Here is a 24,446-nt window from a genome sequence, read left to right on the forward strand (position 1 = left end):
GCGGGTCCTAGAAGTAGTAGGGGAAGTTGGACCAGTCGGGGTCGCGTTTCTGGAGGAACGCTTCCTTGCCCTCCACGGCTTCGTCCGTCATGTAGGCCAAGCGCGTTGCTTCGCCGGCGAAGACCTGCTGGCCGGCCAGTCCGTCGTCCGCGAGGTTGAACGCGAACTTGAGCATGCGGATGGCCTGGGGGGATTGGCGGGCAATGTCCGCGGCGTACTCCAGTGCCACCTCCTCCAGGCGATCGTGGTCCACGGCCTCGTTGACGGCTCCCATCCGGACCATGTCCTCGGCAGAGTATTCGCGGGCCAGGAAAAAGATCTCCCGCGCGGCTTTCTGCCCGATCTGGCGGGCCAGCAGCGCGGAGCCGTATCCGGCGTCGAAACTTCCTACAGTGGCGTCCGTCTGCTTGAACTTGCCGTGCTCCCGGGAAGCGATGGTGAGGTCGCTGACCACGTGCAACGAGTGTCCGCCGCCGGCCGCCCAACCGTTGACGACGGCGATGACCACCTTGGGCATGGTCCGCATGAGCCGCTGCACTTCAAGGATGTGGAGGCGTCCGGCGCGGGCAGGATCGATAAATTCTGCGGAATCCCCCGCGGCGTCTTCTACGGGGTAACGGTAGCCATCCCGGCCGCGGATGCGCTGGTCACCACCGGAGCAGAAGGAGTGCCCGCCGTCCTTGTCGGAGGGACCGTTGCCTGTGAGCAGCACGGTGGCCACATCCGGGGTCATGCGCGCGTGGTCCATGGCGCGGTAAAGCTCATCCACGGTGCCCGGACGGAAGGCGTTGCGGACCTCGGGCCTGTTGAAGGCGATGCGGACCGTGGGGAGGTCTTTGACTCCGTCCGCCGTGCGCTCAACCTGCCGGTGGTAGGTCATGTCCTTGAAATCGTCGAAGCCGGAAACGGTGCGCCAGCGCGTGGGGTCAAAGACGTCGGAAACCTTGGCAGGGAGTTGGTTGTTCACAGTCCGAGTCTAGTAATGGCCCCGGCCGCCCACCCAACTGCGTCGCAGTTGGGGTCGTTACCAGCGCTGGGAACGACGCGAACTGCGACCCAGTTGGGGGCGGGGCTGATGGCTAACTGGGGAGAAGCTCGGCGGGGACCGCGTAGATCAGGACCACGGCGAGCAGGTTCTTGGCGGCGTGGACCAGATAGGAGAACATCAGGTTCCTACCCGTCCACACGTACACACCCACCAGGACCACGGCCATGCCCAGGTAGGGCGCCAGGGCGGACAGCTCTAGGCCTTCCCTGCCAATGGTATGGATCGCAGCGAACACCACAGTTGACACAATGCAGCAAATCCAGATGTTGACGTACTGGGACAACTTCCCGATCAGCAGGTGCCGGAACAGGTACTCCTCAACGAACGGGCCGAGGAGCACCAACAGGGGAACCATGAGCCATGCGGGTACGTGTTGCAGCAGGCCCTGGATGCCCATTTGGTTCTCTGAACTCTGCGCGCCACCCAGGGCTGCGACCAGAATTGCCGTAATGATGAGCATGACCACCACGGACAGGGGGACCATGCCCAGCGTGAACCACGGCCGGGTACCCAGGATCCGGAAGTCCCGCCCCACCACCCGCCAGGCTGAAGCCAGCGCGAAGATTCCGACGGCGGCATAGAAGATCGCGTTCACGGCATAGGACGCCGTGGCCGGCTCCGGGAAAAACTGCAGCATGAGCCGTTCCACCGACGCGCCGGCAAACGTGAAGTAGGCCATGAAGCCCACATAGGCCACGACGGCGGCGGCATCGAGGATGTTGAACCGGTACAGCCTGGTTTGCGTCGAAAGGGAGCCCATGTGACCAGCCTAGCTTTGCCGCGCCAGCCCTGGGTTGGCTATACTTTTCGGTATGCCTAACTTTGTGTTTCGGTGTGCCAAAGATGTCCGCCGCTTCGCCGCTATCCTGCTCGCACTCGCCCTTGCCCTTGGACTCTCCGCCTGTGGCGGCAACACGTCTGCAAGCAGCGATGACAAGCCGATGGTCCTCACGACCTTCACGGTGCTGGCCGACGTCGCCAAGAACGTTGCCGGGGACAAACTGCGCGTGGAATCCATCACCAAGGCCGGCGCCGAAATCCATGGCTACGAACCCACTCCGGGTGACATCCGCAAAGCCGCCCAAGCGGACCTCATTCTTGATAACGGGCTCAACCTCGAAGCATGGTTTTCCCAGTTCGTCGAAGGCCTCGACGTCCCTCATGCCGTAGTCAGCGAAGGCGTGGACATCATTGAAATCGGCGAGGACTCCTACAAGGGCAAGCCAAACCCGCACGCGTGGATGTCCCCCGCGAACGTGCAGATCTACGCCAACAACATGGCCAAGGCGTTCGCCAAGCTGTCGCCGGCCCATGCCTCGGAGTTCGAAGCCAACGCCAAGGCCTACAACGCCCAGCTCCAAACAGTGCAGGACGAGATGGTGTCCAGGCTTTCCGTCCTCCCCGAAGCCCACCGTGCCCTGGTTACGTGCGAAGGCGCCTTCTCCTACCTTGCCAGCGATGCCGGGCTGAAGGAGGTCTACATCTGGGCAGTGAATGCCGAGCAACAGGCCACTCCGCAGCAGATTGCCCGCGCAATCGGATTCGTCAAGGACAACAAGGTACCGGCAGTATTCTGCGAATCCACGGTGTCCGACGCACCCATGCAGCAAGTGGTCGGGGCTACCGGCGCCACGTTTGGTGGAGTGCTCTACGTCGATTCCCTGTCCGAAGCCGACGGCCCCGTGCCCACGTACCTTGACCTGATCCGCCACGACGCGAAAACCATCACCACCGCACTGACTGGGGGCACAACATGAGCAGTCCAGCGATCCTCGTCGACAATGTCACTGTCCACTACGGTGAGGTCCTCGCCCTCGACTCGGCCTCCCTAAGCCTGGAACGGTCACGTATCTGCGGCCTCGTGGGCATGAACGGTTCAGGAAAGTCCACGCTGTTCAAAGCCATCATGGGCATGGTCAAGCCGGACTCCGGGCGGGTCCTTATCAACGGAGAACCGCCCATGAAGATTCGCAAGGCGGCCGGAATCGGCTACGTCCCCCAGAGCGAGGACGTGGACTGGGCTTTTCCGCTTTCGGTCCGGGACGTGGTGATGATGGGCCGCTACGGACACATGGGTTTCACGCGCCGGCCCCGCAAAGCCGACCGCGACGCCGTCGAGCATGCCTTGGAACGGGTGGAACTGGGCGACTTCGCCGACCGCCAGATCGGCCAACTGTCCGGCGGGCAAAAGAAACGGGCGTTCGTGGCCCGGGGCATCGCGCAGGGCGCCACCATGATGCTCCTCGACGAACCCTTCGCCGGAGTGGACAAGCGGTCCGAGGCCACCATCACCCGGCTCCTTCGTGAGCTCGCCGCAGACGGGGCCACGATCCTGGTCTCCACCCACGATCTCCATGCGCTCCCGCAGCTCTGCGACGAAGCCGTGCTGCTGATGCGCAAAGTCCTCATGCATGGGAGCCCGGACGTCGTGTTGCAGCCGGAGAACCTTGCCATGGCCTTCGGCCTCGACGTCATGAACAGGGGCTGACCGCCATGGAATTCCTCCTCGAACCCCTCAGTTACGACTTCATGGTCCGCGCCCTCGCGACCACCGCCATTGCTGCCGTCGTGTGCGCCGTCCTCAGCTGCTGGCTCGTCCTCATTGGCTGGTCCCTCATGGGCGACGCCGTCTCGCATGCGGTGCTTCCCGGCGTCGTCCTTGCCTACATTGTCGGTGCGCCGTTCGCGCTGGGCGCGTTGGTTTTCGCCCTCATTGCGGTCACGCTGATCGGCGTGGTGCGGAATACCAGCCGGGTGAAGGAGGACGCCGCGATCGGCATTGTGTTCACGTCCCTTTTTGCCCTCGGACTGGTGCTGATCTCAGTGACCCCGAGCCAAACCGACTTGAACCACATCATTTTCGGCAACCTCCTGGGCGTCAGTGTCCCGGACCTCCTCCAAGTGGTGGTGCTGGGCGTGGTGGCTTTCGCGGTCCTCATACTGAAGCGGCGCGACCTCACGCTCTACGCCTTCGACCCCACCCACGCGCACGCCATCGGCTTGTCTCCACGCAGGCTCGGAGCGTTGCTGCTCGGCCTGCTGGCCTTGACGTCAGTCGTGGCACTGCAGACCGTCGGCGTGGTGTTGGTGGTCGCGATGCTCATCATCCCCGGTGCCACGGCCTACCTCTTGACGGACCGTTTCTCCCGGATGCTGGTCATTGCACCGGTCATTTCCGTGGCCTGCTCGATTGCCGGGATCTACCTCAGCTACTACCTCGACACCGCATCGGGTGCGATGGTGGTGGTCACCCAAGGTGCCGTGTTCGCCGTCGTCTATCTCTTCAGCCCGCGGCAGGGACTGATCGGTACGCGTCTGGCGAAGGCCCGGCGGAAACGGGCTGTGGCGGCAGCGTAGCGGCCCCTAGCTTGCGCCAACAGTCGAGCGCGTCACGGTGATGTCGCCATATGCGTTGCGGGCGCGGATCTCCACCTTGTCCGTGCTCGGTGCCGGTCCGTTGGTGGCTTCGAGGCCATTGCGTACCCGTCCGTATTTGGTGCTGAGGTCCAGCCAGGCGGCGGAGCCCCGGCGCACTCCGACGGAGAGCGTGCCTGCCGCGGTCTGGACGGTAAGGCTGCCGGCGGCGACGTCGCCCACCGTGATGTCGCCGCTGGAGGCTTTGACGGTAGTGGACAGCCCGGCCCGTTCCAAGGAGACGTCGCCGTTGGCCGCACTCACGGTGAGTTCGCCGGAAGCGTGAGAGATATAGGTACTGCCGTTGCCGTTCTTGATGGTGGAAACCCCGTCGATTTCCCGGATGCGGATTTTCCCTGAGCCTGTCTTGATCCTGGACCTGCCAGAGGCTCGCTCCACGGTGACATCGCCCAAGTCCGTGTGGGCCCGAAGCTCACCACAGTGATCGATGCGGATGTGGCCCAAATCGGTCTTCAGGTCCGCAGTGCCGAATTCTCCGTCACAAAGGAGGTCTCCCATGCCGGACTTCAGCTCCAGGCTGCTGCCGACGGGAACTTCAATGGAGATCTCGACTGCGCCGCCATCGCTGAACCAGGTGTGCCTGAATGGCGGGTGAAGCCGGACCTGCAGACGGCCGTCCGAGTAGTCCACGGTGGTTTGCTCAGCCATTTTGACGTCCAGGCTCCGCTTCGGCTTGCGGGGGCGGACCGTTACCTCGGTCTCGGGCTGGTCCCGCGCGACGATCCAGACGTCGCCGCGAACGGAGACGTCAACCACGACGGCGATTGGCTGGGGAGTCTGGAAGGTTGCCATCAGCGTGCCCATCCTGTGAAATTCTGCTCGCCGGGCTCGCGGCGCCAAGTGCGTTTGCCCGAGGGCCCGGCGTTAAGCGCCTCCGCGACCGCCCGAACAAGCCAGGCATTGACGGAGAGGCCCTCCTGGACGGCTGCTTCTTCGACATGCTGCTTGAGGTGGTCGGGAAGCCTGAGCGTGGTCCGTGAGGTGCCGGCCCCGTCTACATCCTCCGGCGCCACGGGTCCCGTCCACTCGTTGGCTGCCTCGAAGTCTCCGCTGTGAGGATTGGCTACCACGAATTCGGGGTCGCGGCCGCGGAGCCTCACTTCCACTGAGCCGGGAGCGAGCTCCAGTGTGATTTCGCTGGCGGCATCCGAGAGAGCTTCAAGGAGTACCAGCCTGACCGTCGATTCGAGTCCCGCCGTGAGCCGCTCGCTCAGTGCGCGCGCTTCCGGGCCTCCGGCCTCTGCGGCGGTATCAAGCTGGTGTTGGACCGCGCTGACATACTGCTTGAGTTGCATGACACCATTTTGACGCCAATGTGGTGTCATATCAAGGCCGCGGTCGTCGGTTTAACTGCCGTCGATGGCGTCCGGGCTTGACTCTCGTGTGCGTTGCCGGGCAGGCTGGAGCGATGGAGTCCTAACAGCAGCCCCTTCTTCCGGCTGCCTTCCCAGTGCCCACATGGCGTTGTGCCACTAACTGCGGACCTGCAAGGACATCTCTTGACCCATCACCTTCACCTTTCCCGCGTTTCCCACGGCTACGGGGACCGCGAACTCTTCTCGTCCGTCGATGTGGTGGTCCACCACGGTGAACACCTTGCCGTCGTTGGCGAAAACGGCGCGGGCAAATCCACGTTGCTGCGCCTGCTCGCCGGTGAGGAAACGCCCGACGGCGGCACGGCCGGCCCGCTGGGCGCCGGTGGCTACCGCGTGGGTTACCTCGCGCAGACGCACGGACTTCCCTCCGATTTGACGGTGGCAGATGCCATCGACACCTCCCTTTCCTCGCTGCGCTCCCTGGAAGCCCGGATGGCGGAATTGGAGGAGAACCTGGCGGCGGCGGACCGCCAGTCCTTGGACCTCTACGGGCAGCTCAGCACCGAGTACCAGCTCCGGGAGGGATACGCGGCCGAATCCCGCGTGGAAGCAGCGCTGGACAAGCTGGGGCTGGGAGGCTTGGACCGGCGTCGGACGCTTTCTTCCTTGTCCGGAGGCGAGCAGGAACGGGTGGCGCTGGCCTGTTTGTTGGCCGATCCGGCTGATGCTCTGCTCCTCGACGAGCCCACCAACCATCTGGACGCCGCAGGAACCGAGTGGCTGGAATCGAGATTGACCGCCCACCGGGGCACCGTCGTCGTGATTTCGCATGACCGGGTCCTGCTGCGGAAGCTGGCCACCACCGTGATCGAAGTGGATGCTGAACGTCGCTCAGTGACGCGTTACGGCAATGGCTACGAGGGATATCTGGGCGAGAAGGCGGCTGAGCGTGCCCGGTGGGTGCAGCAGTACGACGCGTGGATTGACGCCATGGCCGCCGAGAGGCAACAGGCCGCGACGGTGGCGGAAGGCATGGGGTACGGCCGCAGGCGCGACAATGACAAGATGGCGTTCGGCGTCAAGACCGGCACGTGGGAAAGGGCCGCGGCCAGCAAGGTCCGCAATGCCAACGAGCGGCTCCGGCGACTCGAGGAGAACCCGGTTGAACGGCCACCCGAGCCACTGACGTTGGCGGTTTCGCTTGATGGGCTCGACGGTGCGATTGAGGCTTCCGGTATTGCCGTTCCCGGACGCCTGGAGCCGACCTCCCTTCGGGTATCCGCCGGCGACAAAGTGCTCCTGACCGGGCCAAATGGAGCAGGAAAGTCAACATTGCTCTCCGTCCTCGCCGGGGATACCGAACACTTTGCCGGCGAGGTGCGACGCGTGGGCACGGTGGGCTACCTGCGGCAGGAACTGGACATCCCGGCCAAACCCGGGCTTCGGCTTCTCCCTGCATTTGCGGCAGGACTCGGCGGGAACATCGACGGGCATGCGGAGGCCCTGCTGCGGCTGGGGCTCTTTCGGCCCGCAGAGTTCCACGTTCCCGTGGGGAGCCTCTCCGCCGGGCAGCAAAGGCGCCTCGCGTTGGCCCGACTGCTCCTGGGCGGCTTCGACACCCTCATCCTGGACGAACCCACCAACCATCTGGCGCCGGTGCTCGTGGAACAACTCGAAACTGCGCTGGCCGGCTTTGACGGCACCGTGCTGATCGTGAGCCATGATCGTGCGCTGGGGGAGTGGTTCGATCGCTGCGCTTCTTCAGGCCCCGCAGGCCGCTGGGTGCGCCGGCGGATGGTGGATGGAACCCTCCTCTAGCAACTCTCCAGCAACGCGGGGTCACTGATGGCACATGCCGGATGGGCCGCAAATGACCCCGCGTTGGTCTCCGAGGGCAAGGGTTTGTTGCCTGCGTCACGAGCTCCGCGTCATATGCCGTAAGATGGACGGGTTGCCCGAACGTTCGGCGTTCTGCGGTCTGCGTCACACAGTGGATTCCTCACCGGGAAAAAATCCGAATTTTGTGTGCCGGATCGGCCCCTGCTCCGGCACCGGCGCAACCACAACAGCAACACCCCAACCCACAAGGAACAGCTGTGCCGCAAAGTACTCCCACAGATCTCCAGAGCCCCAAGGCGTCATCCGCCGGCGGGAGCTCCACCCTCAGTGCCGAGGGTTACCAGAAGACCCTCAGCCGCCGTCACGTGACCATGATCGCGATGGGCGGCGCGATCGGCGTCGGCCTCTTCATGGGTGCCGGTGGCCGCCTGGCCTCCACGGGTCCGGCCCTGATTTTCTCCTACGCCATTGCCGGCGTCATCGCCTACCTGCTGATGCGCGCGCTCGGTGAACTGATCATGTACCGGCAGACCTCCGGCTCGTTCGTGAGCTACGCCGGTGAAATGTTCGGCAAGAAGGGCGCCTACCTGTCCGGGTGGATGTACTTCATCAACTGGGCCATGACCGGTATCGCGGAGCTGATCGCGATCGGCCTGTACTTCCAGTTCTTCTTCCCGAACGTGCCCGTGGAACTGTCCGCCATCGCAGCGCTGGTGCTGTTGGTGGCCGTGAACCTGTTCAGCGTCAAGGCGTTCGGCGAGTTCGAGTTCTGGGCTTCCTGCTTGAAGGTCGCCGCCATCGTGATCTTCCTGGCAGTGGGTACCTTCATGGTGGTAACCAACGCGCAGGTCGGTGCGGGCCATGCCTCCGTGGGCAACCTCTTCCACGACGAAGGGGGCATGTTCCCCAAGGGCGGCCTGGTGATGATCCTGGTCCTGAACGCGGTGATCTTCGCCTACAACGCCATCGAACTCGTCGGTATTACCGCCGGTGAGATGGAGAACCCGGAACGCGAAGTGCCCAAGGCGATCCGCGCCGTCGTGATCCGCATTGTGGTGTTCTACGTCGGTTCCGTGACCCTGCTGGCGATGCTGCTGCCGTCGGACCAGTACAAGGCCGGTACCTCGCCGTTCGTAACCGTGTTCGGGCAGATGGGCCTCGGCTGGATGGGTGACGTGATGAACATGATCGTCATTACCGCCGCGCTGTCCTCCTGTAACTCCGGCCTGTACTCGATCGGCCGGATCTTCCGGACCATGGCCAATAACGGGCACGCCCCGCAGTGGCTGACCAAGATGTCCACCCGCCACGTGCCGTACGCGGCCATCCTGGCGATCGGCGGCGTCTATCTGGTGGGTATCCTCCTCAACATCTGGCTGGGTGGTTCCCACGCGTTCGATCTCGCGCTCAACACGGCTTCCATCGGTGTCATCTTCACGTGGGGTTCGATCTTCGCGAGCCAGATCGCGCTGCGGAAGAAACGCGGGAAGGTGTCTTCCCTGCCGATGCCGGGTTCGCCGTGGACCAGTTGGTTGGGCCTTATTGCCCTGCTGGCCATCACCGTGCTGATCCGCTTCGACACCGTCACGGACAAGGCCACCGGAGACGTGTTCCTCCTGGGCCTGTGGACCCTCGCGACCATCCCGTTCTTCGCCCTGGTCCTCTGGCTCGGCTGGCAGAAGGTCAAGAACAACCAGCCCAAGAGCGAGCTGTTCTCGTAGCCAACTGCCAGCCAGTTGGGAGTGTCAGTGCCCGGGTCTAGGCTCGATGTATGGACCACACCACCTCCCTGACCCAGCACGTCAACGCCAGCCCGGAGAAAGTCTGGGCCGTCATATCGGATATCCCGGGTTCAGCCGGGACCATCTCCGGAATCGACGCCATCCAAATGCTCACGGACGGTCCCTATAGTGAAGGGACCCGTTGGAAAGAGACCCGCACCATGATGGGCCGCCAGGAAACCGTGGAAATGTGGGTGTCCCAAACGGACCCGCCCCGCAGCACCACCGTCAAGGCCCTCCAGAGCGGCGCCGACTACACCACCCGTTTTGCGTTGAGCGAGCGGGACGGAGGCACGGACATCACCCTGACGTTCGGTGCGGAGGTCATCAAGCCCACGCTGCTGAGCAGGATCACCATGGCACTGTTCGGGAAGATCGGCATGAGCGTCACGCGCAAGGCCCTGGCCAAGGACCTTGCCGAGATCGCAGCGAAGGCGGAATCCCTCTGATGGCGGCAGCAAAGGTGACCGCGCCAAGGATTTCCCGGGTGCGGTTGGAGGAACTGCGCGACGACGACGCCCCGGACTTCCAGCGTGGTGAAAGGTACGACGGCGTCCGGCTCACCCGCGTCTCGGCGGACGGCGAGGAACTCAGCGGCGCTGACTTCATCGAATGCGAGTTCAACAGCGTGTCCTTCAATGAGGCCCAACTGCGTGGGGCAACGTTCCGGGAGTGCATCTTGTCCGAGCCCTTTGCCCCGGTGTTCCCGGCGGCGCGGACTTCCTGGCAGGACGTGGAGATCAGCAACCCGCGCTGGGGTTCGGCCGAACTTTACGAGGGCACTTGGCGCTCAGTCCGAATCGACGGCGGCAAGCTCGACTACGTGAACCTCCGCGGCTCCAAGCTGATGGATGTGCAGATCTCGGATTGCATCATCAATGAACTCGATCTTGGCGGTGTCACGGGAACCCGGGTTGCCCTGAAGAACTGCACCATCGGCTCCATCGATGTCACGGGTGCAAAGCTCAAGGACGTGGACCTCCGAACCTCCGAGTTCCGCGGAATCAACGGCCTTGCGGGGCTGGCTGGGGTGGTGATTGACGACTATCAGCTGAGCCTTCTGGCCCCGCTGCTCGCCGGGCACCTGGGTATCCGCGTGGTCTAAGCCGGGCGTGCGGGTCGGTAGATGATGATCCAGCCATCTGTTGACCCGCTTGCCAGGCCGTGTAATCTTTATAGAACGAACGGTCGGTATATTATTCCGTGCCGGTCCCTTTCACTTCGCGAAGGAGGTTCTCATGGTCGAGGCTTTTCTTGTTGGCGGCGCACGAACGCCGGTGGGTCGCTACGGTGGGGCACTGTCCTCCGTCCGCCCCGACGACCTTGCCGCTTTGGTGGTCCGGGAAGCAGTGGCGCGTGCCGGCGTCGACCCTGACGCCATTGACGAGGTGATCCTCGGCAACGCGAACGGCGCGGGCGAGGAAAACCGCAACGTCGCCCGCATGGCCACCCTCCTCGCCGGACTTCCCCTCCACATCCCGGGGATCACGGTCAACCGCCTCTGTGCCTCAGGACTCAGCGCCATCATCATGGCCAGCCACATGATCAAGTCGGGGGCGGCGGACATTGTTGTTGCCGGTGGCGTTGAGTCCATGAGCCGTGCGCCATGGGTGCAGGAGAAGCCCACTACGGCCTTCGCCAAGCCTGGCCAGATCTTCGACACGTCCATCGGCTGGCGCTTCGCGAACCCGCTCTTCACCAAGGGCGAACTGTCCCGCGACGGCAAGATGACGTACTCCATGCCGGAGACCGCCGAGGAAGTGGGCCGGGTAGACAACATTTCCCGTGAGGATGCCGACGCCTTCGCAGTCCGCTCTCACGAACGCGCCTTGGCAGCGATCGCCGGCGGCAGGTTCAAGGAAGAGATCGTTCCCGTCACGGTCAAGACCCGCAAGTCCGAAACCGTGGTGGATACGGACGAGGGTCCCCGCGAGGGAACCACCATGGATGTCCTGGCCGGGCTTCGTCCCGTGGTTCCGGGCGGTTCGGTGGTCACGGCAGGCAACTCCTCGAGCCTCAATGATGGCGCCTCCGCCATCATCGTCGCTTCGGAGTCGGCCATCCAGAAATTCGGCCTGACGCCGCGTGCCCGAATCATCGACGGCGCATCGGCGGGCTGCGAGCCGGAGATCATGGGCATTGGTCCTGTTCCCGCAACGCAAAAGGTCCTGGCGCGCACCGGCTTGGATGTTGGACAGTTGGGCGCCGTGGAACTCAACGAGGCCTTCGCCACGCAGTCGCTGGCCACCATGCGGCGCCTGGGGCTTGACCCGGAGATCGTGAACAACGACGGCGGTGCCATCAGTTTGGGACACCCACTCGGTTCCAGCGGCTCACGGATCGCCATTACGCTGCTGGGCCGCATGGAGCGCGAACTCGCCTCGACGAACGGACCCAAACTCGGCCTGGCCACCATGTGCATCGGCGTGGGCCAAGGAACCGCAATGCTGCTGGAAGGCGTGTAATGGCCCTGAACCCCGAAGACTTCAGCACCCTCCTGGTTGAGGAGCGCGAGGATCGCCTCACCGTTCTCCTGAACCGTCCCGAGGTCCGCAACGCCATCGACCAGCAAATGGTGGACGAGCTCCACGCTGTGTGCGCCGAGCTTGAACAGAATCCGAAAGTGCTGATCATCGCCGGGACCGACGGTGTGTTCGCCTCCGGTGCCGATATTGGACAGTTAAGGGAGCGGCGCCGCGACGATGCCCTCCAGGGAATCAACTCCACCATCTTCGTTCGCATCGCCAAGCTGCCCATGCCCGTCATCGCCGCCCTCGACGGATACTGCCTGGGTGGGGGAGCAGAGCTTGCTTACGCAGCCGATTTCCGGATAGGAACGCCGAGCGTCCGCATCGGCAATCCGGAAACCGGCCTGGGCATCCTGGCGGCTGCCGGTGCCAGCTGGCGCCTCAAGGAACTGGTTGGGGAACCGAAAGCCAAGGAAATCCTCCTGGCCGGAGCTGTGCTGAGGGCAGAGGAAGCCCTGCGGATCAACCTGATCACGGGCATTTATGAGGCACCGGAACTCATGGATGCCGCACACGCTTTGGCCGATCGCATTGCACGACAGGATCCCTTGGCGGTCCGCATCACCAAGTCCGTGTTCCATGCACCGGCCGAAGCCCATCCCTTGATCGACACCCTTGCCCAGGGAATCCTTTTCGAATCCCAGGCCAAGTTCGACCGCATGCAGGCCTTCCTGGACAAGAAGGGTGCGGACAAGAAGCAGAACAAAGCCGAGCCAGAGAGCAGGACCCAGAAATGACAGCACTTCCCGCCATCCCGCACGTGGTCGGAGTCCTCGGCGGGGGCCGCATGGGCGCAGGAATTGCCCATGCATTCCTGACCAAGGGCGCAACCGTGATCGTGGTGGAGCGTGACCACGAGGCCGCGGCGGGCGCCCATGGCCGCGTCTCGGAAGCAGTTGCCAAGTCGGCAGCCCGCGGCACGTTGTCCGAGACACCGGAGGAGGTTTTGTCCCGCTTCAGCACCTCCACGGACTACGAATCCTTCATCCACTGCGGCCTGGTGGTGGAAGCTGTTCCCGAGGACTACGACCTCAAGGTCAAGGCCCTCCGTTCCGTGGAAGAGCACCTTTCAGCGGATTCCTTCCTGGCCTCGAACACGTCCTCCCTGTCCGTGACGGACTTGGGCAATGAACTCCACCGCCCCGCCAGCTTCGTGGGCCTGCACTTCTTCAACCCGGTGCCTGCGTCCACCCTCATCGAGGTGGTTCTGGGCAAGGAAACTTCACCCGAACTTGCTGCCGCGGCGAAAAGCTGGACCGAGGCACTCGGCAAGACCGCCGTCGTCGTCAATGACGCGCCCGGCTTTGCGTCCTCAAGGCTTGGCGTGGCCATCGCGCTGGAGGCCATGCGCATGGTGGAGGAGGGCGTGGCCTCGGCGGAGGACATCGATGCCGCCATGGTGCTGGGCTACAAGCACCCGACGGGACCGCTGAAGACCACGGACATTGTTGGCCTGGACGTTCGACTGGGCATCGCCGAATACCTCCACTCCACGCTCGGCGATCGCTTTGCGCCGCCGCAGATCCTCCGGGACAAAGTGGCGCGTGGCGAACTGGGCCGCAAGACCGGCAAGGGATTCTTCGACTGGAACGACTAGGCTGGCCGGGTGACTGCCATCGAACCCATCACCCTGACCGGCCATTTCGTCACCCTCGAGCCGCTCCGCATGGACCACCACGACGGTTTGGTGGACGCGGCACGCGACGGTGAGTTGTGGACGCTCTGGTACACCTCCGTGCCAACGCCGGAGGGGATGGCTGCGGAGATCGAGCGGCGCCTTGCCCTCCAGGAAGCCGGTTCCATGCTGCCGTTCGCCACGAGGCTGAAGAGCACGGGGAAACTCATTGGCATGACGACGTACATGAACGTCGACCCGGTGCTGCCACGCGTCGAGATCGGCTCCACGTGGAACGCCGCGTCTGCACACGGAACGGGAACCAACCCGGATTCGAAGCTGCTGCTCCTGCGCCATGCCTTCGAAACACTGGGCTGTCCCGCCGTCGAATTCCGTACGCACTGGCTCAACCAGCAGTCCCGCGACGCGATCGCCCGCCTCGGTGCCAAGCAGGACGGGGTGCTGCGGAACCACACCCGCAGCGCCGACGGAGCCCTGCGGGACACCGTCGTGTTCTCTATCCTGGAGCACGAGTGGCCCGCCGTCCGGAACGGGTTGGAGTACAGGCTGTCGAAGTACACTGCCGCTGCGCCGAGGGGTTAGCTTTGGGGGCTAAGTATGCCCCCAAAGCCCGGAAGCCAACCTCTCGCGGTGCACCTCTGTGTGGTTAGCTGGCTCTTATGGATGGGATGACTTCAGCACCCCAGGCGGTTCCTTGGGACGGCGCCGTCAATGCCTGGCGGATCGCCGGGGACGTGTACCGGATGGGCCGCCACGAGTGGGTCACCGAGGCCGGGTGGCAGCAAATGTACGACGACGGCGTCCGCACCGTGATCGATCTTCGCGCCTCGCGCGAGCGGCGGCAACGCGACACCGATCCCCAGGTGCCGGACGAAGTGAAGGCGCGGATCGACGTCGTACACTGCCCAACCGAAGACCCGGACCACAGCCAGTTCACCTCGCTCTTTGGTCCGTACCTCAAGGAGCCGGGCCAATACGGGGAGTACCTCGCGCTGTTCGCGGACAAGATCGCGCTCGTTTTCAAGGCGATTGCGGCCTCGCCGGGCAAAGTGGTGGTCCACTGTTCCGCGGGACGGGACCGCAGCGGAGTGATTGCCCTGATGCTGCAGCGCCTGGCGGGTGTCGATGACCGGGAGATCGTCCGGGGCTACGAGCTGGCTGCCCGCGGAATCAATGAACGGCACCGGACGCATGGAGCCCCGCACGCCCATGATCCCTACCTGCCGGATGCGGATCTTGAAGCGCTGCTGGAACGTCGACGCACGGCGCTCGAGGCCTTCCTTGCAGGGCTTGACGTGCAGGGCTACTTGCGTGCCAACGGCATTACGGATTCCCAGATTGCTGTGTTGAAGGCGAAGCTCACCGCCGCTTGATACGGCTGCGGCAAATTTCTTGCTGACCTTGGCCGGTCCTTCATGTACCCTGTATATATTACCGAACGGCCGGTCAGTAATGTTGGCCCCTCCAGCAATGACCGTGCCGCTTTCATGTGCCTTGGAAGGACCCGTCGACGATGACCACTACAGCAGTCGCCCCGGAAACCACAGCCGTTGCAACCGTCCCCAGCTACGTCCAGGATGCCTGGTGGACGCCCGCGCCCGAAGCCAAGACAGTTCCCGTACGCGATGCCAGCACGGGAGAAGTCCTGGCCAACGTGAGCACCGACGGGCTGGACCTCGCCGCCGTCGTGAACTTCGGGCGCACCACAGGCCAGGCCGAACTGGGCAAGCTGACGTTCCACCAGCGCGCACTCAAGCTCAAAGAGCTGGCCATGTACCTCAACGGACGCCGTGAGGAGCTGTACGCCGAGTCTTCGCAGTCCGGTGCCACCAAGATCGACAACATGATCGACATCGACGGCGGCATTGGGGTGCTCTTCACTTTCGGTTCCAAGGGCCGCCGTGAACTGCCCAACTCACGGGTCGTGGTGGACGGTCCCATGGAAATCCTGTCCAAGGACGGCTCGTTCGCCGGCGAACACATCTACACCCGTATTCCCGGTGTTGCTGTGCAGATCAATGCTTTCAACTTCCCGGTGTGGGGCATGCTGGAGAAGTTCGCTCCAGCCTTCCTGGCCGGCGTTCCCACCATCGTCAAGCCAGCCACACCCACGGGCTACGTTGCCGCCGCCGCGGTTCGCGCGATCGTCGAATCCGGCATCCTGCCCGCCGGCTCCCTGCAGCTGATCTCCGGCTCCGCCCGGACCCTCCTGGACGAACTCGACTACCGCGATCTCGTGTCCTTCACCGGTTCGGCGTCCACTGCCAACTCCCTCAAGTCGCACGCCAACGTGGTCCAGGGCGGCGTCCGTTTCACCTCGGAGACGGACTCCCTCAACGCAGCGATCCTGGGTCCGGACGCTGTTCCGGGCACTCCCGAGTTCGACGCCTTCGTCAAGGCCGTCGTCACTGAGATGACCGTCAAGGCCGGCCAGAAGTGCACCGCGATCAGGCGTGTCCTTGTCCCTGCCGCACTGACGTCCGACGTCGCCGCCGCCATCGGTGCCCGCATCAACGAACGCGTTGTGGTCGGCGACCCGCGCGCAGAAGGCGTCACCATGGGTGCGCTCGCTTCGCTGGAACAGCTCGCCGACGTCCGGGCTGCTGTCCAATCAATGCTCGACGCCGGCGGTGAGCTTGCGTACGGAAGCCTCGATGCGCCGTCGGTCACGTCTGTAGGTGGCACCGTGGGCGTGGTGGAAGACGGCGCCTTCATGGCTCCCGTACTCCTGAGCTGGGCCGACGCCGAAACCGAGGAAGTCCACTCCTTGGAGGCCTTTGGTCCCGTGTCCTCGGTTCTTGGCTACACAGACCTCGGCGACGCCGTGCGCCTGGCTGCCCGTGGATCCGGTTCGCTCGTGGCTTCCGTCTGCACGAACGACCCCGCTGTGGCGCAGGAGCTGGTTCTGGGGATTGCCGCCCATCACGGCCGCGTGCACATGCTCAACCGCGAGGACGCACGCTCCTCCACCGGCCACGGTTCGCCAGTGCCGCACTTGGTCCACGGTGGCCCGGGACGTGCCGGCGGTGGCGAGGAGCTCGGCGGCATCCGTTCCGTGCTGCACCACATGCAGCGCACGGCTATCCAGGGCTCACCCAACATGCTCACCGCGGTTACGGGCCAGTGGCACACAGGAGCCGACCGGAACTTCACCGTCGATACCGAAGGTGAGCACCCGTTCCGGAAATCCTTGGCCACGCTGCGCATCGGTGATGCTGTCCGCTCGGAGCTTCGCCAGGTAGCGTTGGAGGACATTACGGCCTTCGCCAACTCGACCGGCGACACCTTCTACGCACACACCAACCAGGAAGCCGCCGAAGCCAATCCGTTCTTCCCAGGCATCGTGGCGCACGGGTACCTGCTGCTGAGCTGGGCCGCCGGGTTGTTCGTGGAGCCTGCTCCGGGTCCTGTGCTGGCCAACTACGGCGTGGAGAATCTGCGCTTCATCACGCCCGTGGCCGCCGGGGATTCCATCCGCGTGACGCTGACCGCGAAGAAGATCACGCCGCGTGAGACGGACGAGTACGGCGAGGTTGCCTGGGACGCCGTACTGACCAACCAGAACGACGAAATCGTGGCCACCTACGACGTCCTGACCCTCGTAGAGAAGTAATCCTCTCTCACGGAATCGCCGGTTTGGCGGGATCCTCTCTCACCGAATCGCCCGTTTGGTGGGTTCCTCTCTCACCGAATCGCCGGTTTGGTGGGTTCCTCTCTCACCGAATCGCCGGTTTGGTGGGTTCCTCTCTCACCGAATCGCCGGTTTGGCGAGACCCTCTCTCACCGAATCGCCGCTTAGGCGGGATCCTCTCTCACCGAATCGCCGCTTAAGCGCGATGCTCTCCCACTAAGAACGCCTTCCCCAACGGGAAGGCGTTCTTAGTTTTCGTTTGATCTACAGCTGGTATTCGGCCTGTTGGCCCAAGGTTTCATGAATGCAGAGCACGTTGTTTTCCGAGTCCATGAACCAGGCGCACTTTTCGGCGTCGGTTGTGCAGATGTGGTTCTCGGTCTTGAGGTCAGGCTGGTCATAGTCCTGGAAGGTGACACCCCGTGCTTCCATCTCGGCGACCAGGCGCTCGATGTCCTGAACCTCAAAACTAAGTGCCGTATGGCTGGAGTGCATGCCATCCGTGATTGGCAACAGTTGTAGCATTGCGCCGCCGTCGTTGCCGAACAAATCGTTTCCATCCCAGGTCTTGCCTCTGTGCGGCAGGCCGAGCTTCTCCGCATAGAACATGCGTGCGCGGCTCATGTCATCGACGGGCAGGACAGTTGTGGCTGTGTTGAGGGCTAGATGCATTTTGGCCACCTCCTACGCTGAAAATTTTACGCTTGGGGCGGCCATCGAGAGCTTACGATTCGCTGTCGGGCGGCGGTGAGAGAGGGTCCGGGAAGGGGGTGGTTTGGTGAGAGAGCGTTGGCGGAAGGGGTGGTTTGGTGAGAGAGCGTTGGCGGAAGGGGGTGGTTTGGTGAGAGAGGGTCAGGGGAAGGGGGCGGTTTGGTGAGAGAGGATCCGGGGGGAGGGGCGGTTTGGTGAGAGAGGGTCAGGCGGCGGCGTGGAGGCCGTCGAAGGCCATGGTGATGACGTCGTCGGCGAGCTTCTCGGGGGACAGCGAGCCGCCGGGCTTGTACCACTCCACGATCGAGTTGATGGTGCCGAACAGGAGGCGCGTGACGGTGCGGGGATCGATATCCTGCCGCAGCGAGCCGTCTTCGCGGGCCGCGGAGATCAACGCAGCCACCTTGTGGTCGAAGGCGCGGCGGCGTTCCAGGGCGTCGCGCTCGATGTCCGTGTTGCCCCGCAGGCGAAGCAGCAGGGTCACGAAGGGGAGCCGGTCCACCAGCACTGCGATGGTCTGGCGGAGCACGAATTCCAGGCGGGAGTCGGCCGGACCAGTCAAGGCGGCGGGCTGCTCCAGGATCGCTTCCAGACCGCCGAGCGCATGGTCCAGGGCAAGCTTCAGGAGGTCGCCCTTGGAAGGCACATGGTGGTAGATGGCTGACTTGGAGATCCCCAGGTTCTCGGCCAGGATGCCCATGGACGTTGCGTCGTATCCGTGACGGTTGAAGACGTCGACGGCGATGCGGAGCACCGACTGCTGGTCGTAGCCGGGCCGTCCGCGCTTGGCTGTTGTCTCAGAAGGCATGGTGGCATTTTCTCACGATCTCTGGTGGGACCCGCGTTCAGCGACGCCGCATGTCAGGGAAGACACGCGGCGCCACAACAACGTCAGCCCTTGGGGCGAAGGTCGTAGATCCGGCGGAGCTTCCCGTTGGACCGTTCAAGCGAACCGGGTTCCACCACGTCAACGACGCAAGACGACCCAACGTGGATCTTGATTTGCTCGCGCAAGGTGTGGGCCGCCGTCGTGCCTGCCTCGACCGGAACGGTTTCGCGCCGCTCGATCCGGACCGTCAGCGAATCCATGCGCTTGCCCTCGGGACGGGTAATTTCCAGCTGGAAGTGCGGGCTGAGCTCCGGGATCCTCAACGCGATTTCCTCGATCTGGGACGGGAAGAGGTTCACGCCGCGCAGGATGATCATGTCATCGCTGCGGCCCGTGATGCGGCCCATGCGGCGGTGGGCCGGGCGGGCCGTGCCGGGGAGCAGGCGGGTGAGGTCCTTGGTGCGGTACCGGATGATGGGCAGCGCTTCCTTGGTCAAGGAGGTGAAGACCAGTTCCCCCGGTTCGCCGTCGCCCAAGACCGTGGAGTGGTCGAACGGATCGATGATTTCCGGCCGGAAGTGGTCCTCCCAGATGTGGCAGCCGTCTTGGGTTTCCACGGCTTCACCGGCGACGCCCGGGCCCATGACTTCGGACAGTCCGTAGATATCCGAGGCTTTGATGTTCATGGTGGTTTCCAGCTCGTGCCGCATCTCCTCGGTCCACGGCTCGGCACCCAGCACGGCGTACTTGAGCGAGGTGGACGTGGGGTCGATGCCCATGTGCGCCATTGCGTCCGCGATGGTCAGCAGGTAGGTGGGCGTGGCCAGGATGGCGTCCGGCTTGAAGTCCTGGATGAGCTGGATCTGGCGTTCGGTCTGGCCGCCGGACATGGGGATGACGGTGCAGCCCAGTGCTTCCGCGCCGGCGTGGGCGCCCAGGCCGCCGGTAAAGAGACCGTAGCCGTAGGCGTTGTGGACCTTCATCCCGGGACGGACGCCGGAGGCACGCAGGGAGCGGGCCACCAGGGTGCCCCAGTTGGCGAGGTCCGTCTTGGTGTAGCCAACCACGGTGGGCCGGCCGGTGGTGCCGGAGCTCGCGTGGATGCGGGCTACCTGGTCCTGCGGAACGGCGAACATGCCGAACGGGTACTCCAGGCGCAGGTCCTCCTTCGTGGTGAAGGGGAATTTGCCGAGGTCGCTGAGTTCGCGAAGGTCCGTGGGGTGCACGCCGGCCTCATCGAACTTGCGCTTGTACAGTGGCACGCGGTCGTAGGCATAGGCGACGGTGTGCTGGAGGCGGGTGAGTTGCAGGGCCTCCAGTTCGTCGCGGGAGATGGTTTCCTCGCGGTCCAGGACGGCGTCGGACGTGGACGCAGTCGGTGCGGCGACGGTGTTCTGTGTCATGGGCTTCCTACTTCTTGGAGATGGTGCGGCTGCGGCCACGGAACTCGGCGATGAGTTCGCCGGGCGCGTCTGTGGAGGGGGAGTCCGCCGGGTCAGCGGCGTAGAGCTGGATGTCATACAGTCCGCTGCGGCCAGTACTCGCGCGGCGGTTCGCGACGGCGGTAATCACCTGGCCTTCGAAGGCCGGCTTCATGAAGTTGATGTCGACGCCGGAGGCCACCGTGATGTTGGCGGCTTCCTCGGGCGTTGGGTTGGCTGGGTTGCAGGCCAGTGCGAAGGCGGTGTCACCGAAGGCGAAGATCATTCCGCCGTGGGCCATGCCGAAGCCGTTGAGCATTTCCTGGCGGAGCTTCATGCGGATGGTGGCGTGGCCGTCGTCGAGCTTGAGGACCTCGATGCCCATCCATTCGGACGCGTAGTCGTTGGTCAGGATGTGGTGCGAAGCACCGGAGAGGGTTGTTTCAACCATGCGTCATTGCCTCCAGCTTTATTTACCGAATGTTCATTAGGTAATCCCAGATCGGGCGAACTGTCAAGACTGGACGGCGATTCGGGCGCGGAGGCAGGCCGGAAAAATGACCAGGAATGGGACTGGGATGCGAGGCGGGTCCGTGCCCGGATGCCAGCGATTGGACACCGCTTCGGGCGGACACTGTAGCCTCGGAGGCATGCCCGACACTGAGCTTCCCATCCTCACTGAACGACTCATCCTCAGGCGCTTCGAAGCCGAAGACCTTGAGCGCTTCCACGGTTACCAATCCCTCCCCGAGACCGCGCGGTTCCTGCTTCGCCCCGAGCTGAGCAAGACCAAATCCATGGAAGTCCTGGGGCGCTACGCCAACTTCGAGTTCAAGCAGGAAGGGGACTGGGTGTGCCTGGCCATCGAGCGGCAGGACAAACCGGGGCTCCTGGGCGAAGTAGTGCTGAAATGGTTGGAAGGCCCGGGCCAGGCGGAGATCGGTTGGATCCTGCACCCGGACGCGAGGGGCCAAGGGATTGCCACCGAAGCGGCCGAGGCCGTGCTGGACCTGGCCTTCGGACTCCTGGCCTTCCACCGGGTGGATGCCAAGCTTGACTCGCTCAACGCCGGCTCAGCGGGAATTTGCCGGCGGATCGGTATGCGCCTTGAAGCGACGCTCGTGGATATCTGGCACTACAAGGGCCAATGGGCCTCGGAAAACATCTACGCGATCCTGGACTCCGAATGGCGGGCGCGCAGGATCGCGAACAGCCAGGACGCCGTCGCGCCGAACTAGCCGAACCACAGGCACGCCCGCAGCGCACGAACCCGGCCCGCCGCCGTCGTGCGGCAGGGCACCAACCTGGCCCGCCGCCGTCGTGCGGCAGCGCACCAACCCGGCCCGCCGCCGTCGTGCGGCAACAGGCCGCAGGCTCAATCCCGGACCGGCCACGCCTTATGGTGTCTGAGCTGTTCGGTGAGCTGCGCCTCAGGCAAGGGCCGGCTGAAGTAGTAGCCCTGGCCGCTGGTGCAGCCAATGCTGAGCAAGTACTCGGCCTGGTCCTCGGTTTCGATGCCTTCCCACACGGCACCCAGGCCGCACGCCCGGATGAGCTGCAACACCGCGGCAAGCAGTGCCGGTTGCGAGGGGTCGCTGCCGAGGGCCGAGAGCAGGGAACGGTCCACCTTGACCGCATGCACGGGCAGTCGCCGGAGGTAGTCGATGGAGGAGTAGCCGGTACCGAAATCGTCGATCTCCATGCCGACGCCCAAGCGCTCCAGGGCTTTGAGCGTGTACCGGTCGAGGTCGTTGCCCTGGATCACGGCTGATTCGGTCAACTCCAGGACCAACTGGGAGGGGTCCAGGCCCGCCGAGTTCAACGCCTCCCGGACGTCCTCCACGAACTCCAGTCGCTGGAGGTCCGCCGCGGAAACGTTGATGCGCATGTTGAAATCGTGGTGGGCTGTGAGGGGGTCGCTGCGCCACTGCTGCAACTGCTCGACGGCGGTGCGCAGCACCCAGGTGCCCAGCTCGGAAATGATCCCCGTTTCCTCGGCGATGGGGATGAACTCGTCCGGCATCACCATGCCGCGGGTGGGGTGGTTCCACCGGACCAGGGCCTCCACCCCTTCGATCCCGCGCGTGTCCAGCCGGATGATTGGCTGGTAGAACAGCACCAGTTGTGAGCCGGTGATGGCTTCCTTGAGTTCCCTGACCAGTTGGTTGCGGAGCTGGCGGGCGTGCAGCATCTCCGGTTTGAACACCTTCAAGCGCCCCCGGCCCTCGGCCTTGGACTCGTACATGGCGATGTCGGCTTCCATCATGAGCACCTGGGCCGTCTGCTCCGGCTGCGCCATCCGGAGGCCCATGCTGGCGCCGCAGCGGAGGTGGTGCCCCTCGATTTCCATGGTGCCGTCGACGGCGGCAAGCACCCGGTTGCCGATGGAATTGGCGATCGCCGGGGTAACGTCGCGCAGCAGGACGGCGAACTCATCGCCACCCATGCGGGCCACCATGTCCTCTTCCCGGACCGCACCGCTGATCCGCTGGGCCACGATTTCCAGCACCTGGTCACCGATGGTGTGGCCGAGGGAGTCGTTGATGCCCTTGAAGCCGTTCATGTCCAGGAGGAGGATGGCGGGCCGTTGCCCGCCGTTGCGGGCGCGTTCCTGGGCATCGGTCAAAGCGGAGGTGAAGGCCGAGCGGTTGTTGAGCCCGGTGAGGGAGTCCGTCATGGCCATGTGCTGCATCTCGCGGTGTGCCTCGTGCAGCTGCTTGGTCCTGGCCGCTACGCGCTCCTCAAGCTCGGCGTAGATGATCTGGAGGTCCTCGGCCAGGAGGTTGGTGCCCATGATGACGGCATCGATCTCGTCACGGGCGTCGGAGACTTCAATCCGGGCGTCGAGGTCCCCGGCGGCCAGTTTGATGATGCCTTCCAGGAGCAACCCCAGACGCGGATCGTTGCCGGCGCCAGACTTCTCCTCGGACATGCTCACCCCCCGTGCGGTCCGCCTCTCTCATCTGCGGTACGCCCAACATTATCGCGGAGATACTCGTGAACGGCAGAGCTGCGTTCCGGGAGGGCTGCCTGCTCGAACAACGCGGCCGATTCGTCGAAGGTTGCCTGCGCCTCTTGCTGCCGTCCCAGGGCCAGCAGGGTCCGGCCCAGGAGGAAATGCGCCTCGGCTGCTGTCTGGGTGGCCAGGACGGAGGAACGGTTGCACAGCGGCTCCAGGATGGCCAGGGCGGCGGGCATGTCTTGGTTGAGATAGTTCCAGCGCGCCCGGACCAGTGACATTTCCAAGTGGTCCCGTTCCGAGCCGCCAACGATGTCCGTGGCCAGCTCGGCCCGTTCGATGCAGCGCAGGGTAGCGGCGTCGCTCAGCTTGGCCTGGAGGCGCATTTCGGCCGATGCCCGGTTGAACCGTGCCCACAGGTCAACGTCCTTGGAGGGGGACAGTCTTTCGGCCGCGAGATCGTGGTAGAGGCCGCCGTCGGAAACCCTGTCCGCGAGGAAGGCGACGTTGCCGATCACCCAATAGCCCTTGCCGGCGGTATCTTCATCCACGTCGGCAAGCAGGTTTTCCAGTTCCAGGCACTCGCGCCACGCGTCCTCCAGCATCCTGCTTTCTGCGAGGGAGGCGATCAGGGCACGCTGGGCCAGGATCTGCACATACAGCAGGTCCGGGTCCCCGGCGGCAAGTTTCGCGGCGTCGGATGCCATGGCAGCCGCCTCGGCCAGGCGTCCGAGTCCCTGCAGGGCAACAGCCACCATGGTTCCCGCCATGGCGCCGCGTTCGGCAGAGGACGCGGTCAGGGGATGATCATTGAGGGCTGTTGCAAGTTTGAGGTATTCCTCGATCCGTCCTTGGTCGCGGCGGCACTCGGCCTGCAGGTAGAGCATGTTCCACCAGGCGTCATCGTCACCGGCAGATGTGGCCAATTCGGCGGCTTCGCCGGCCAGCCGGAAGGCTTCGTCGAAGTCGCGTTCCTTCCACTTGGCACGTGCGTTGAGTCCGGCTACGACCACTGGCGTTAGTTGGGGACTCTGCATGAGGCTATTATCCATGTTATTGCTGAAGAAAAGCTCGTATAGTTTGCCCCGTGACTTTATTCAAGTCACGGACAAGAAATTCGCATCAGAACGAAAGGGCACAGCGAATGAAGAAATTTGCGGCAACACTGCTCATGGCAGCAGTCTTGGCGGTCACAGGCTTTGCTGCTCCGGCCAACGCCGAGCCTTCGCAGGACAGCACGGCAATCGGCTGGTGGCCGAACAGCGTCACCACCAAGACCAACACCACCAGCATCGGTTGGTGGCCGAACTAA

At 64.1% G+C, this 24,446-nt stretch carries 25 protein-coding genes; 15 read left to right on the plus strand and 10 right to left on the minus strand.

Features of this window, described 5'->3' with window-relative positions; genetic code table 11:
* Positions 1-7: 7 nt before the first annotated feature.
* Together ACIPV6_RS17075 and ACIPV6_RS17080 are read right to left on the minus strand one after the other, a co-directional pair.
* Positions 8-967 carry a 1,4-dihydroxy-2-naphthoyl-CoA synthase gene (locus ACIPV6_RS17075; protein ID WP_400272013.1) on the minus strand — a complete coding sequence of 320 codons (960 nt, stop codon included), beginning with the start codon at positions 965-967 and terminating at the stop codon, positions 8-10.
* Positions 968-1,079: 112 nt separating this feature from the next.
* The gene (locus ACIPV6_RS17080) at positions 1,080-1,808 is read right to left on the minus strand and encodes a lysostaphin resistance A-like protein (protein WP_400272014.1); all 729 of its coding nucleotides are present in this window, start codon (positions 1,806-1,808) and stop codon (positions 1,080-1,082) included.
* Positions 1,809-1,860: 52 nt separating this feature from the next.
* Here ACIPV6_RS17080 and ACIPV6_RS17085 point away from each other — a divergent pair, with 52 nt between their 5' ends.
* Genes ACIPV6_RS17085 through ACIPV6_RS17095 form a run of 3 tightly spaced genes read left to right on the plus strand, consistent with a single transcriptional unit; the run spans position 1,861 to position 4,405 of the window.
* The gene (locus ACIPV6_RS17085) at positions 1,861-2,805 is read left to right on the plus strand and encodes a metal ABC transporter substrate-binding protein (protein WP_400272015.1); all 945 of its coding nucleotides are present in this window, start codon (positions 1,861-1,863) and stop codon (positions 2,803-2,805) included.
* Positions 2,802-3,536, plus strand: a complete 735-nt coding sequence (locus ACIPV6_RS17090) for a metal ABC transporter ATP-binding protein (RefSeq protein WP_400272016.1) — start codon at positions 2,802-2,804, stop codon at positions 3,534-3,536. The genes ACIPV6_RS17085 and ACIPV6_RS17090 overlap by 4 nt, the downstream gene beginning before the upstream one ends.
* 5 nt (positions 3,537-3,541) lie before the next feature.
* Positions 3,542-4,405 (plus strand): metal ABC transporter permease, encoded by an 864-nt coding sequence (locus ACIPV6_RS17095; RefSeq protein ID WP_400272017.1) that lies wholly within the window; start codon positions 3,542-3,544, stop codon positions 4,403-4,405.
* Between the two features lie 6 nt (positions 4,406-4,411).
* Here the strand turns inward: ACIPV6_RS17095 and ACIPV6_RS17100 are convergent, their stop codons facing one another.
* Positions 4,412-5,275: a DUF4097 family beta strand repeat-containing protein gene (locus ACIPV6_RS17100; RefSeq protein ID WP_400272018.1), complete on the minus strand. Its 864-nt coding sequence runs from the start codon at positions 5,273-5,275 to the stop codon at positions 4,412-4,414.
* A complete protein-coding gene (locus ACIPV6_RS17105) occupies positions 5,275-5,778 on the minus strand; it encodes a histidine kinase (protein ID WP_400272019.1) in 504 nt (167 codons plus the stop codon). Before ACIPV6_RS17105 ends, ACIPV6_RS17100 begins: the two co-directional genes overlap by 1 nt.
* A gap of 204 nt (positions 5,779-5,982) precedes the next feature.
* Here ACIPV6_RS17105 and ACIPV6_RS17110 point away from each other — a divergent pair, with 204 nt between their 5' ends.
* From ACIPV6_RS17110 to paaZ, 10 genes are all read left to right on the plus strand, one after another.
* Positions 5,983-7,617, plus strand: coding sequence for an ABC-F family ATP-binding cassette domain-containing protein (locus ACIPV6_RS17110; protein ID WP_400272020.1), 1,635 nt, complete (start codon positions 5,983-5,985; stop codon positions 7,615-7,617).
* A gap of 278 nt (positions 7,618-7,895) precedes the next feature.
* A complete protein-coding gene (locus ACIPV6_RS17115) occupies positions 7,896-9,359 on the plus strand; it encodes an amino acid permease (protein WP_400272021.1) in 1,464 nt (487 codons plus the stop codon).
* A gap of 50 nt (positions 9,360-9,409) precedes the next feature.
* Complete coding sequence (locus tag ACIPV6_RS17120) at positions 9,410-9,868, plus strand: SRPBCC family protein (RefSeq protein WP_400272022.1); 459 nt, start codon at positions 9,410-9,412, stop codon at positions 9,866-9,868.
* On the plus strand, positions 9,868-10,524 hold the full coding sequence (locus tag ACIPV6_RS17125) for a pentapeptide repeat-containing protein (protein WP_400272023.1): 657 nt from the start codon (positions 9,868-9,870) through the stop codon (positions 10,522-10,524). The genes ACIPV6_RS17120 and ACIPV6_RS17125 overlap by 1 nt, the downstream gene beginning before the upstream one ends.
* A gap of 133 nt (positions 10,525-10,657) precedes the next feature.
* Positions 10,658-11,884, plus strand: a complete 1,227-nt coding sequence (locus tag ACIPV6_RS17130) for a thiolase family protein (protein ID WP_400272024.1) — start codon at positions 10,658-10,660, stop codon at positions 11,882-11,884.
* Entirely contained in the window at positions 11,884-12,684 is an 801-nt protein-coding gene (locus tag ACIPV6_RS17135; protein WP_400272025.1) for an enoyl-CoA hydratase/isomerase family protein, read from the plus strand. Before ACIPV6_RS17130 ends, ACIPV6_RS17135 begins: the two co-directional genes overlap by 1 nt.
* Entirely contained in the window at positions 12,681-13,544 is an 864-nt protein-coding gene (locus ACIPV6_RS17140; protein ID WP_400272026.1) for a 3-hydroxyacyl-CoA dehydrogenase family protein, read from the plus strand. Before ACIPV6_RS17135 ends, ACIPV6_RS17140 begins: the two co-directional genes overlap by 4 nt.
* Before the next feature lie 9 nt (positions 13,545-13,553).
* Positions 13,554-14,165 carry a GNAT family N-acetyltransferase gene (locus tag ACIPV6_RS17145; RefSeq protein ID WP_400272027.1) on the plus strand — a complete coding sequence of 204 codons (612 nt, stop codon included), beginning with the start codon at positions 13,554-13,556 and terminating at the stop codon, positions 14,163-14,165.
* Positions 14,166-14,242: 77 nt separating this feature from the next.
* Positions 14,243-14,956, plus strand: a complete 714-nt coding sequence (locus tag ACIPV6_RS17150; protein WP_400272028.1) for a tyrosine-protein phosphatase — start codon at positions 14,243-14,245, stop codon at positions 14,954-14,956.
* Between the two features lie 140 nt (positions 14,957-15,096).
* A complete protein-coding gene (paaZ, locus tag ACIPV6_RS17155) occupies positions 15,097-17,196 on the plus strand; it encodes a phenylacetic acid degradation bifunctional protein PaaZ (RefSeq protein WP_400272029.1) in 2,100 nt (699 codons plus the stop codon).
* 282 nt (positions 17,197-17,478) lie between these two features.
* Here the strand turns inward: paaZ and ACIPV6_RS17160 are convergent, their stop codons facing one another.
* The 4 genes from ACIPV6_RS17160 to ACIPV6_RS17175 form a co-directional block, all read right to left on the minus strand.
* The gene (locus tag ACIPV6_RS17160; protein WP_400272102.1) at positions 17,479-17,886 is read right to left on the minus strand and encodes a VOC family protein; all 408 of its coding nucleotides are present in this window, start codon (positions 17,884-17,886) and stop codon (positions 17,479-17,481) included.
* Between the two features lie 244 nt (positions 17,887-18,130).
* On the minus strand, positions 18,131-18,733 hold the full coding sequence (locus ACIPV6_RS17165; protein WP_397325481.1) for a TetR/AcrR family transcriptional regulator: 603 nt from the start codon (positions 18,731-18,733) through the stop codon (positions 18,131-18,133).
* Between the two features lie 83 nt (positions 18,734-18,816).
* Entirely contained in the window at positions 18,817-20,157 is a 1,341-nt protein-coding gene (gene paaK / locus ACIPV6_RS17170) for a phenylacetate--CoA ligase PaaK (protein WP_400272030.1), read from the minus strand.
* A gap of 7 nt (positions 20,158-20,164) precedes the next feature.
* Positions 20,165-20,626, minus strand: a complete 462-nt coding sequence (locus ACIPV6_RS17175; protein WP_400272031.1) for a hotdog fold thioesterase — start codon at positions 20,624-20,626, stop codon at positions 20,165-20,167.
* A 199-nt stretch (positions 20,627-20,825) separates the two neighbouring features.
* Here ACIPV6_RS17175 and ACIPV6_RS17180 point away from each other — a divergent pair, with 199 nt between their 5' ends.
* Entirely contained in the window at positions 20,826-21,413 is a 588-nt protein-coding gene (locus ACIPV6_RS17180; protein WP_400272032.1) for a GNAT family N-acetyltransferase, read from the plus strand.
* Between the two features lie 137 nt (positions 21,414-21,550).
* Here ACIPV6_RS17180 and ACIPV6_RS17185 read toward each other — a convergent pair whose 3' ends face one another.
* Entirely contained in the window at positions 21,551-23,107 is a 1,557-nt protein-coding gene (locus ACIPV6_RS17185) for a putative bifunctional diguanylate cyclase/phosphodiesterase (protein ID WP_400272033.1), read from the minus strand.
* A 2-nt stretch (positions 23,108-23,109) separates the two neighbouring features.
* Positions 23,110-24,171 (minus strand): hypothetical protein, encoded by a 1,062-nt coding sequence (locus tag ACIPV6_RS17190; protein ID WP_400272034.1) that lies wholly within the window; start codon positions 24,169-24,171, stop codon positions 23,110-23,112.
* 107 nt (positions 24,172-24,278) lie between these two features.
* Here ACIPV6_RS17190 and ACIPV6_RS17195 point away from each other — a divergent pair, with 107 nt between their 5' ends.
* Positions 24,279-24,446, plus strand: coding sequence for a hypothetical protein (locus ACIPV6_RS17195; RefSeq protein ID WP_021473873.1), 168 nt, complete (start codon positions 24,279-24,281; stop codon positions 24,444-24,446).

This window comes from Paenarthrobacter sp. NPDC089988 (genome assembly GCF_044748465.1).
In the GTDB taxonomy this organism is placed as follows: domain Bacteria; phylum Actinomycetota; class Actinomycetes; order Actinomycetales; family Micrococcaceae; genus Arthrobacter.

Coding starts and splice junctions, on each gene's coding strand:
- ACIPV6_RS17180 (WP_400272032.1), top strand. CDS start 20,826: ATGCCCGACACTGAGCTTCCCATCCTCACTGAACGACTCATCCTCAGG.
- ACIPV6_RS17135 (WP_400272025.1), top strand. CDS start 11,884: ATGGCCCTGAACCCCGAAGACTTCAGCACCCTCCTGGTTGAGGAGCGC.
- ACIPV6_RS17100 (WP_400272018.1), bottom strand. CDS start 5,275: ATGGCAACCTTCCAGACTCCCCAGCCAATCGCCGTCGTGGTTGACGTC.
- ACIPV6_RS17195 (WP_021473873.1), top strand. CDS start 24,279: ATGAAGAAATTTGCGGCAACACTGCTCATGGCAGCAGTCTTGGCGGTC.
- ACIPV6_RS17080 (WP_400272014.1), bottom strand. CDS start 1,808: ATGGGCTCCCTTTCGACGCAAACCAGGCTGTACCGGTTCAACATCCTC.
- ACIPV6_RS17130 (WP_400272024.1), top strand. CDS start 10,658: ATGGTCGAGGCTTTTCTTGTTGGCGGCGCACGAACGCCGGTGGGTCGC.
- ACIPV6_RS17140 (WP_400272026.1), top strand. CDS start 12,681: ATGACAGCACTTCCCGCCATCCCGCACGTGGTCGGAGTCCTCGGCGGG.
- ACIPV6_RS17165 (WP_397325481.1), bottom strand. CDS start 18,733: ATGCCTTCTGAGACAACAGCCAAGCGCGGACGGCCCGGCTACGACCAG.
- ACIPV6_RS17125 (WP_400272023.1), top strand. CDS start 9,868: ATGGCGGCAGCAAAGGTGACCGCGCCAAGGATTTCCCGGGTGCGGTTG.
- ACIPV6_RS17090 (WP_400272016.1), top strand. CDS start 2,802: ATGAGCAGTCCAGCGATCCTCGTCGACAATGTCACTGTCCACTACGGT.
- ACIPV6_RS17190 (WP_400272034.1), bottom strand. CDS start 24,171: ATGCAGAGTCCCCAACTAACGCCAGTGGTCGTAGCCGGACTCAACGCA.
- ACIPV6_RS17185 (WP_400272033.1), bottom strand. CDS start 23,107: ATGTCCGAGGAGAAGTCTGGCGCCGGCAACGATCCGCGTCTGGGGTTG.
- ACIPV6_RS17175 (WP_400272031.1), bottom strand. CDS start 20,626: ATGGTTGAAACAACCCTCTCCGGTGCTTCGCACCACATCCTGACCAAC.
- ACIPV6_RS17160 (WP_400272102.1), bottom strand. CDS start 17,886: ATGCATCTAGCCCTCAACACAGCCACAACTGTCCTGCCCGTCGATGAC.
- ACIPV6_RS17150 (WP_400272028.1), top strand. CDS start 14,243: ATGGATGGGATGACTTCAGCACCCCAGGCGGTTCCTTGGGACGGCGCC.
- ACIPV6_RS17095 (WP_400272017.1), top strand. CDS start 3,542: ATGGAATTCCTCCTCGAACCCCTCAGTTACGACTTCATGGTCCGCGCC.
- paaK (WP_400272030.1), bottom strand. CDS start 20,157: ATGACACAGAACACCGTCGCCGCACCGACTGCGTCCACGTCCGACGCC.
- ACIPV6_RS17085 (WP_400272015.1), top strand. CDS start 1,861: ATGCCTAACTTTGTGTTTCGGTGTGCCAAAGATGTCCGCCGCTTCGCC.
- ACIPV6_RS17120 (WP_400272022.1), top strand. CDS start 9,410: ATGGACCACACCACCTCCCTGACCCAGCACGTCAACGCCAGCCCGGAG.
- ACIPV6_RS17105 (WP_400272019.1), bottom strand. CDS start 5,778: ATGCAACTCAAGCAGTATGTCAGCGCGGTCCAACACCAGCTTGATACC.
- paaZ (WP_400272029.1), top strand. CDS start 15,097: ATGACCACTACAGCAGTCGCCCCGGAAACCACAGCCGTTGCAACCGTC.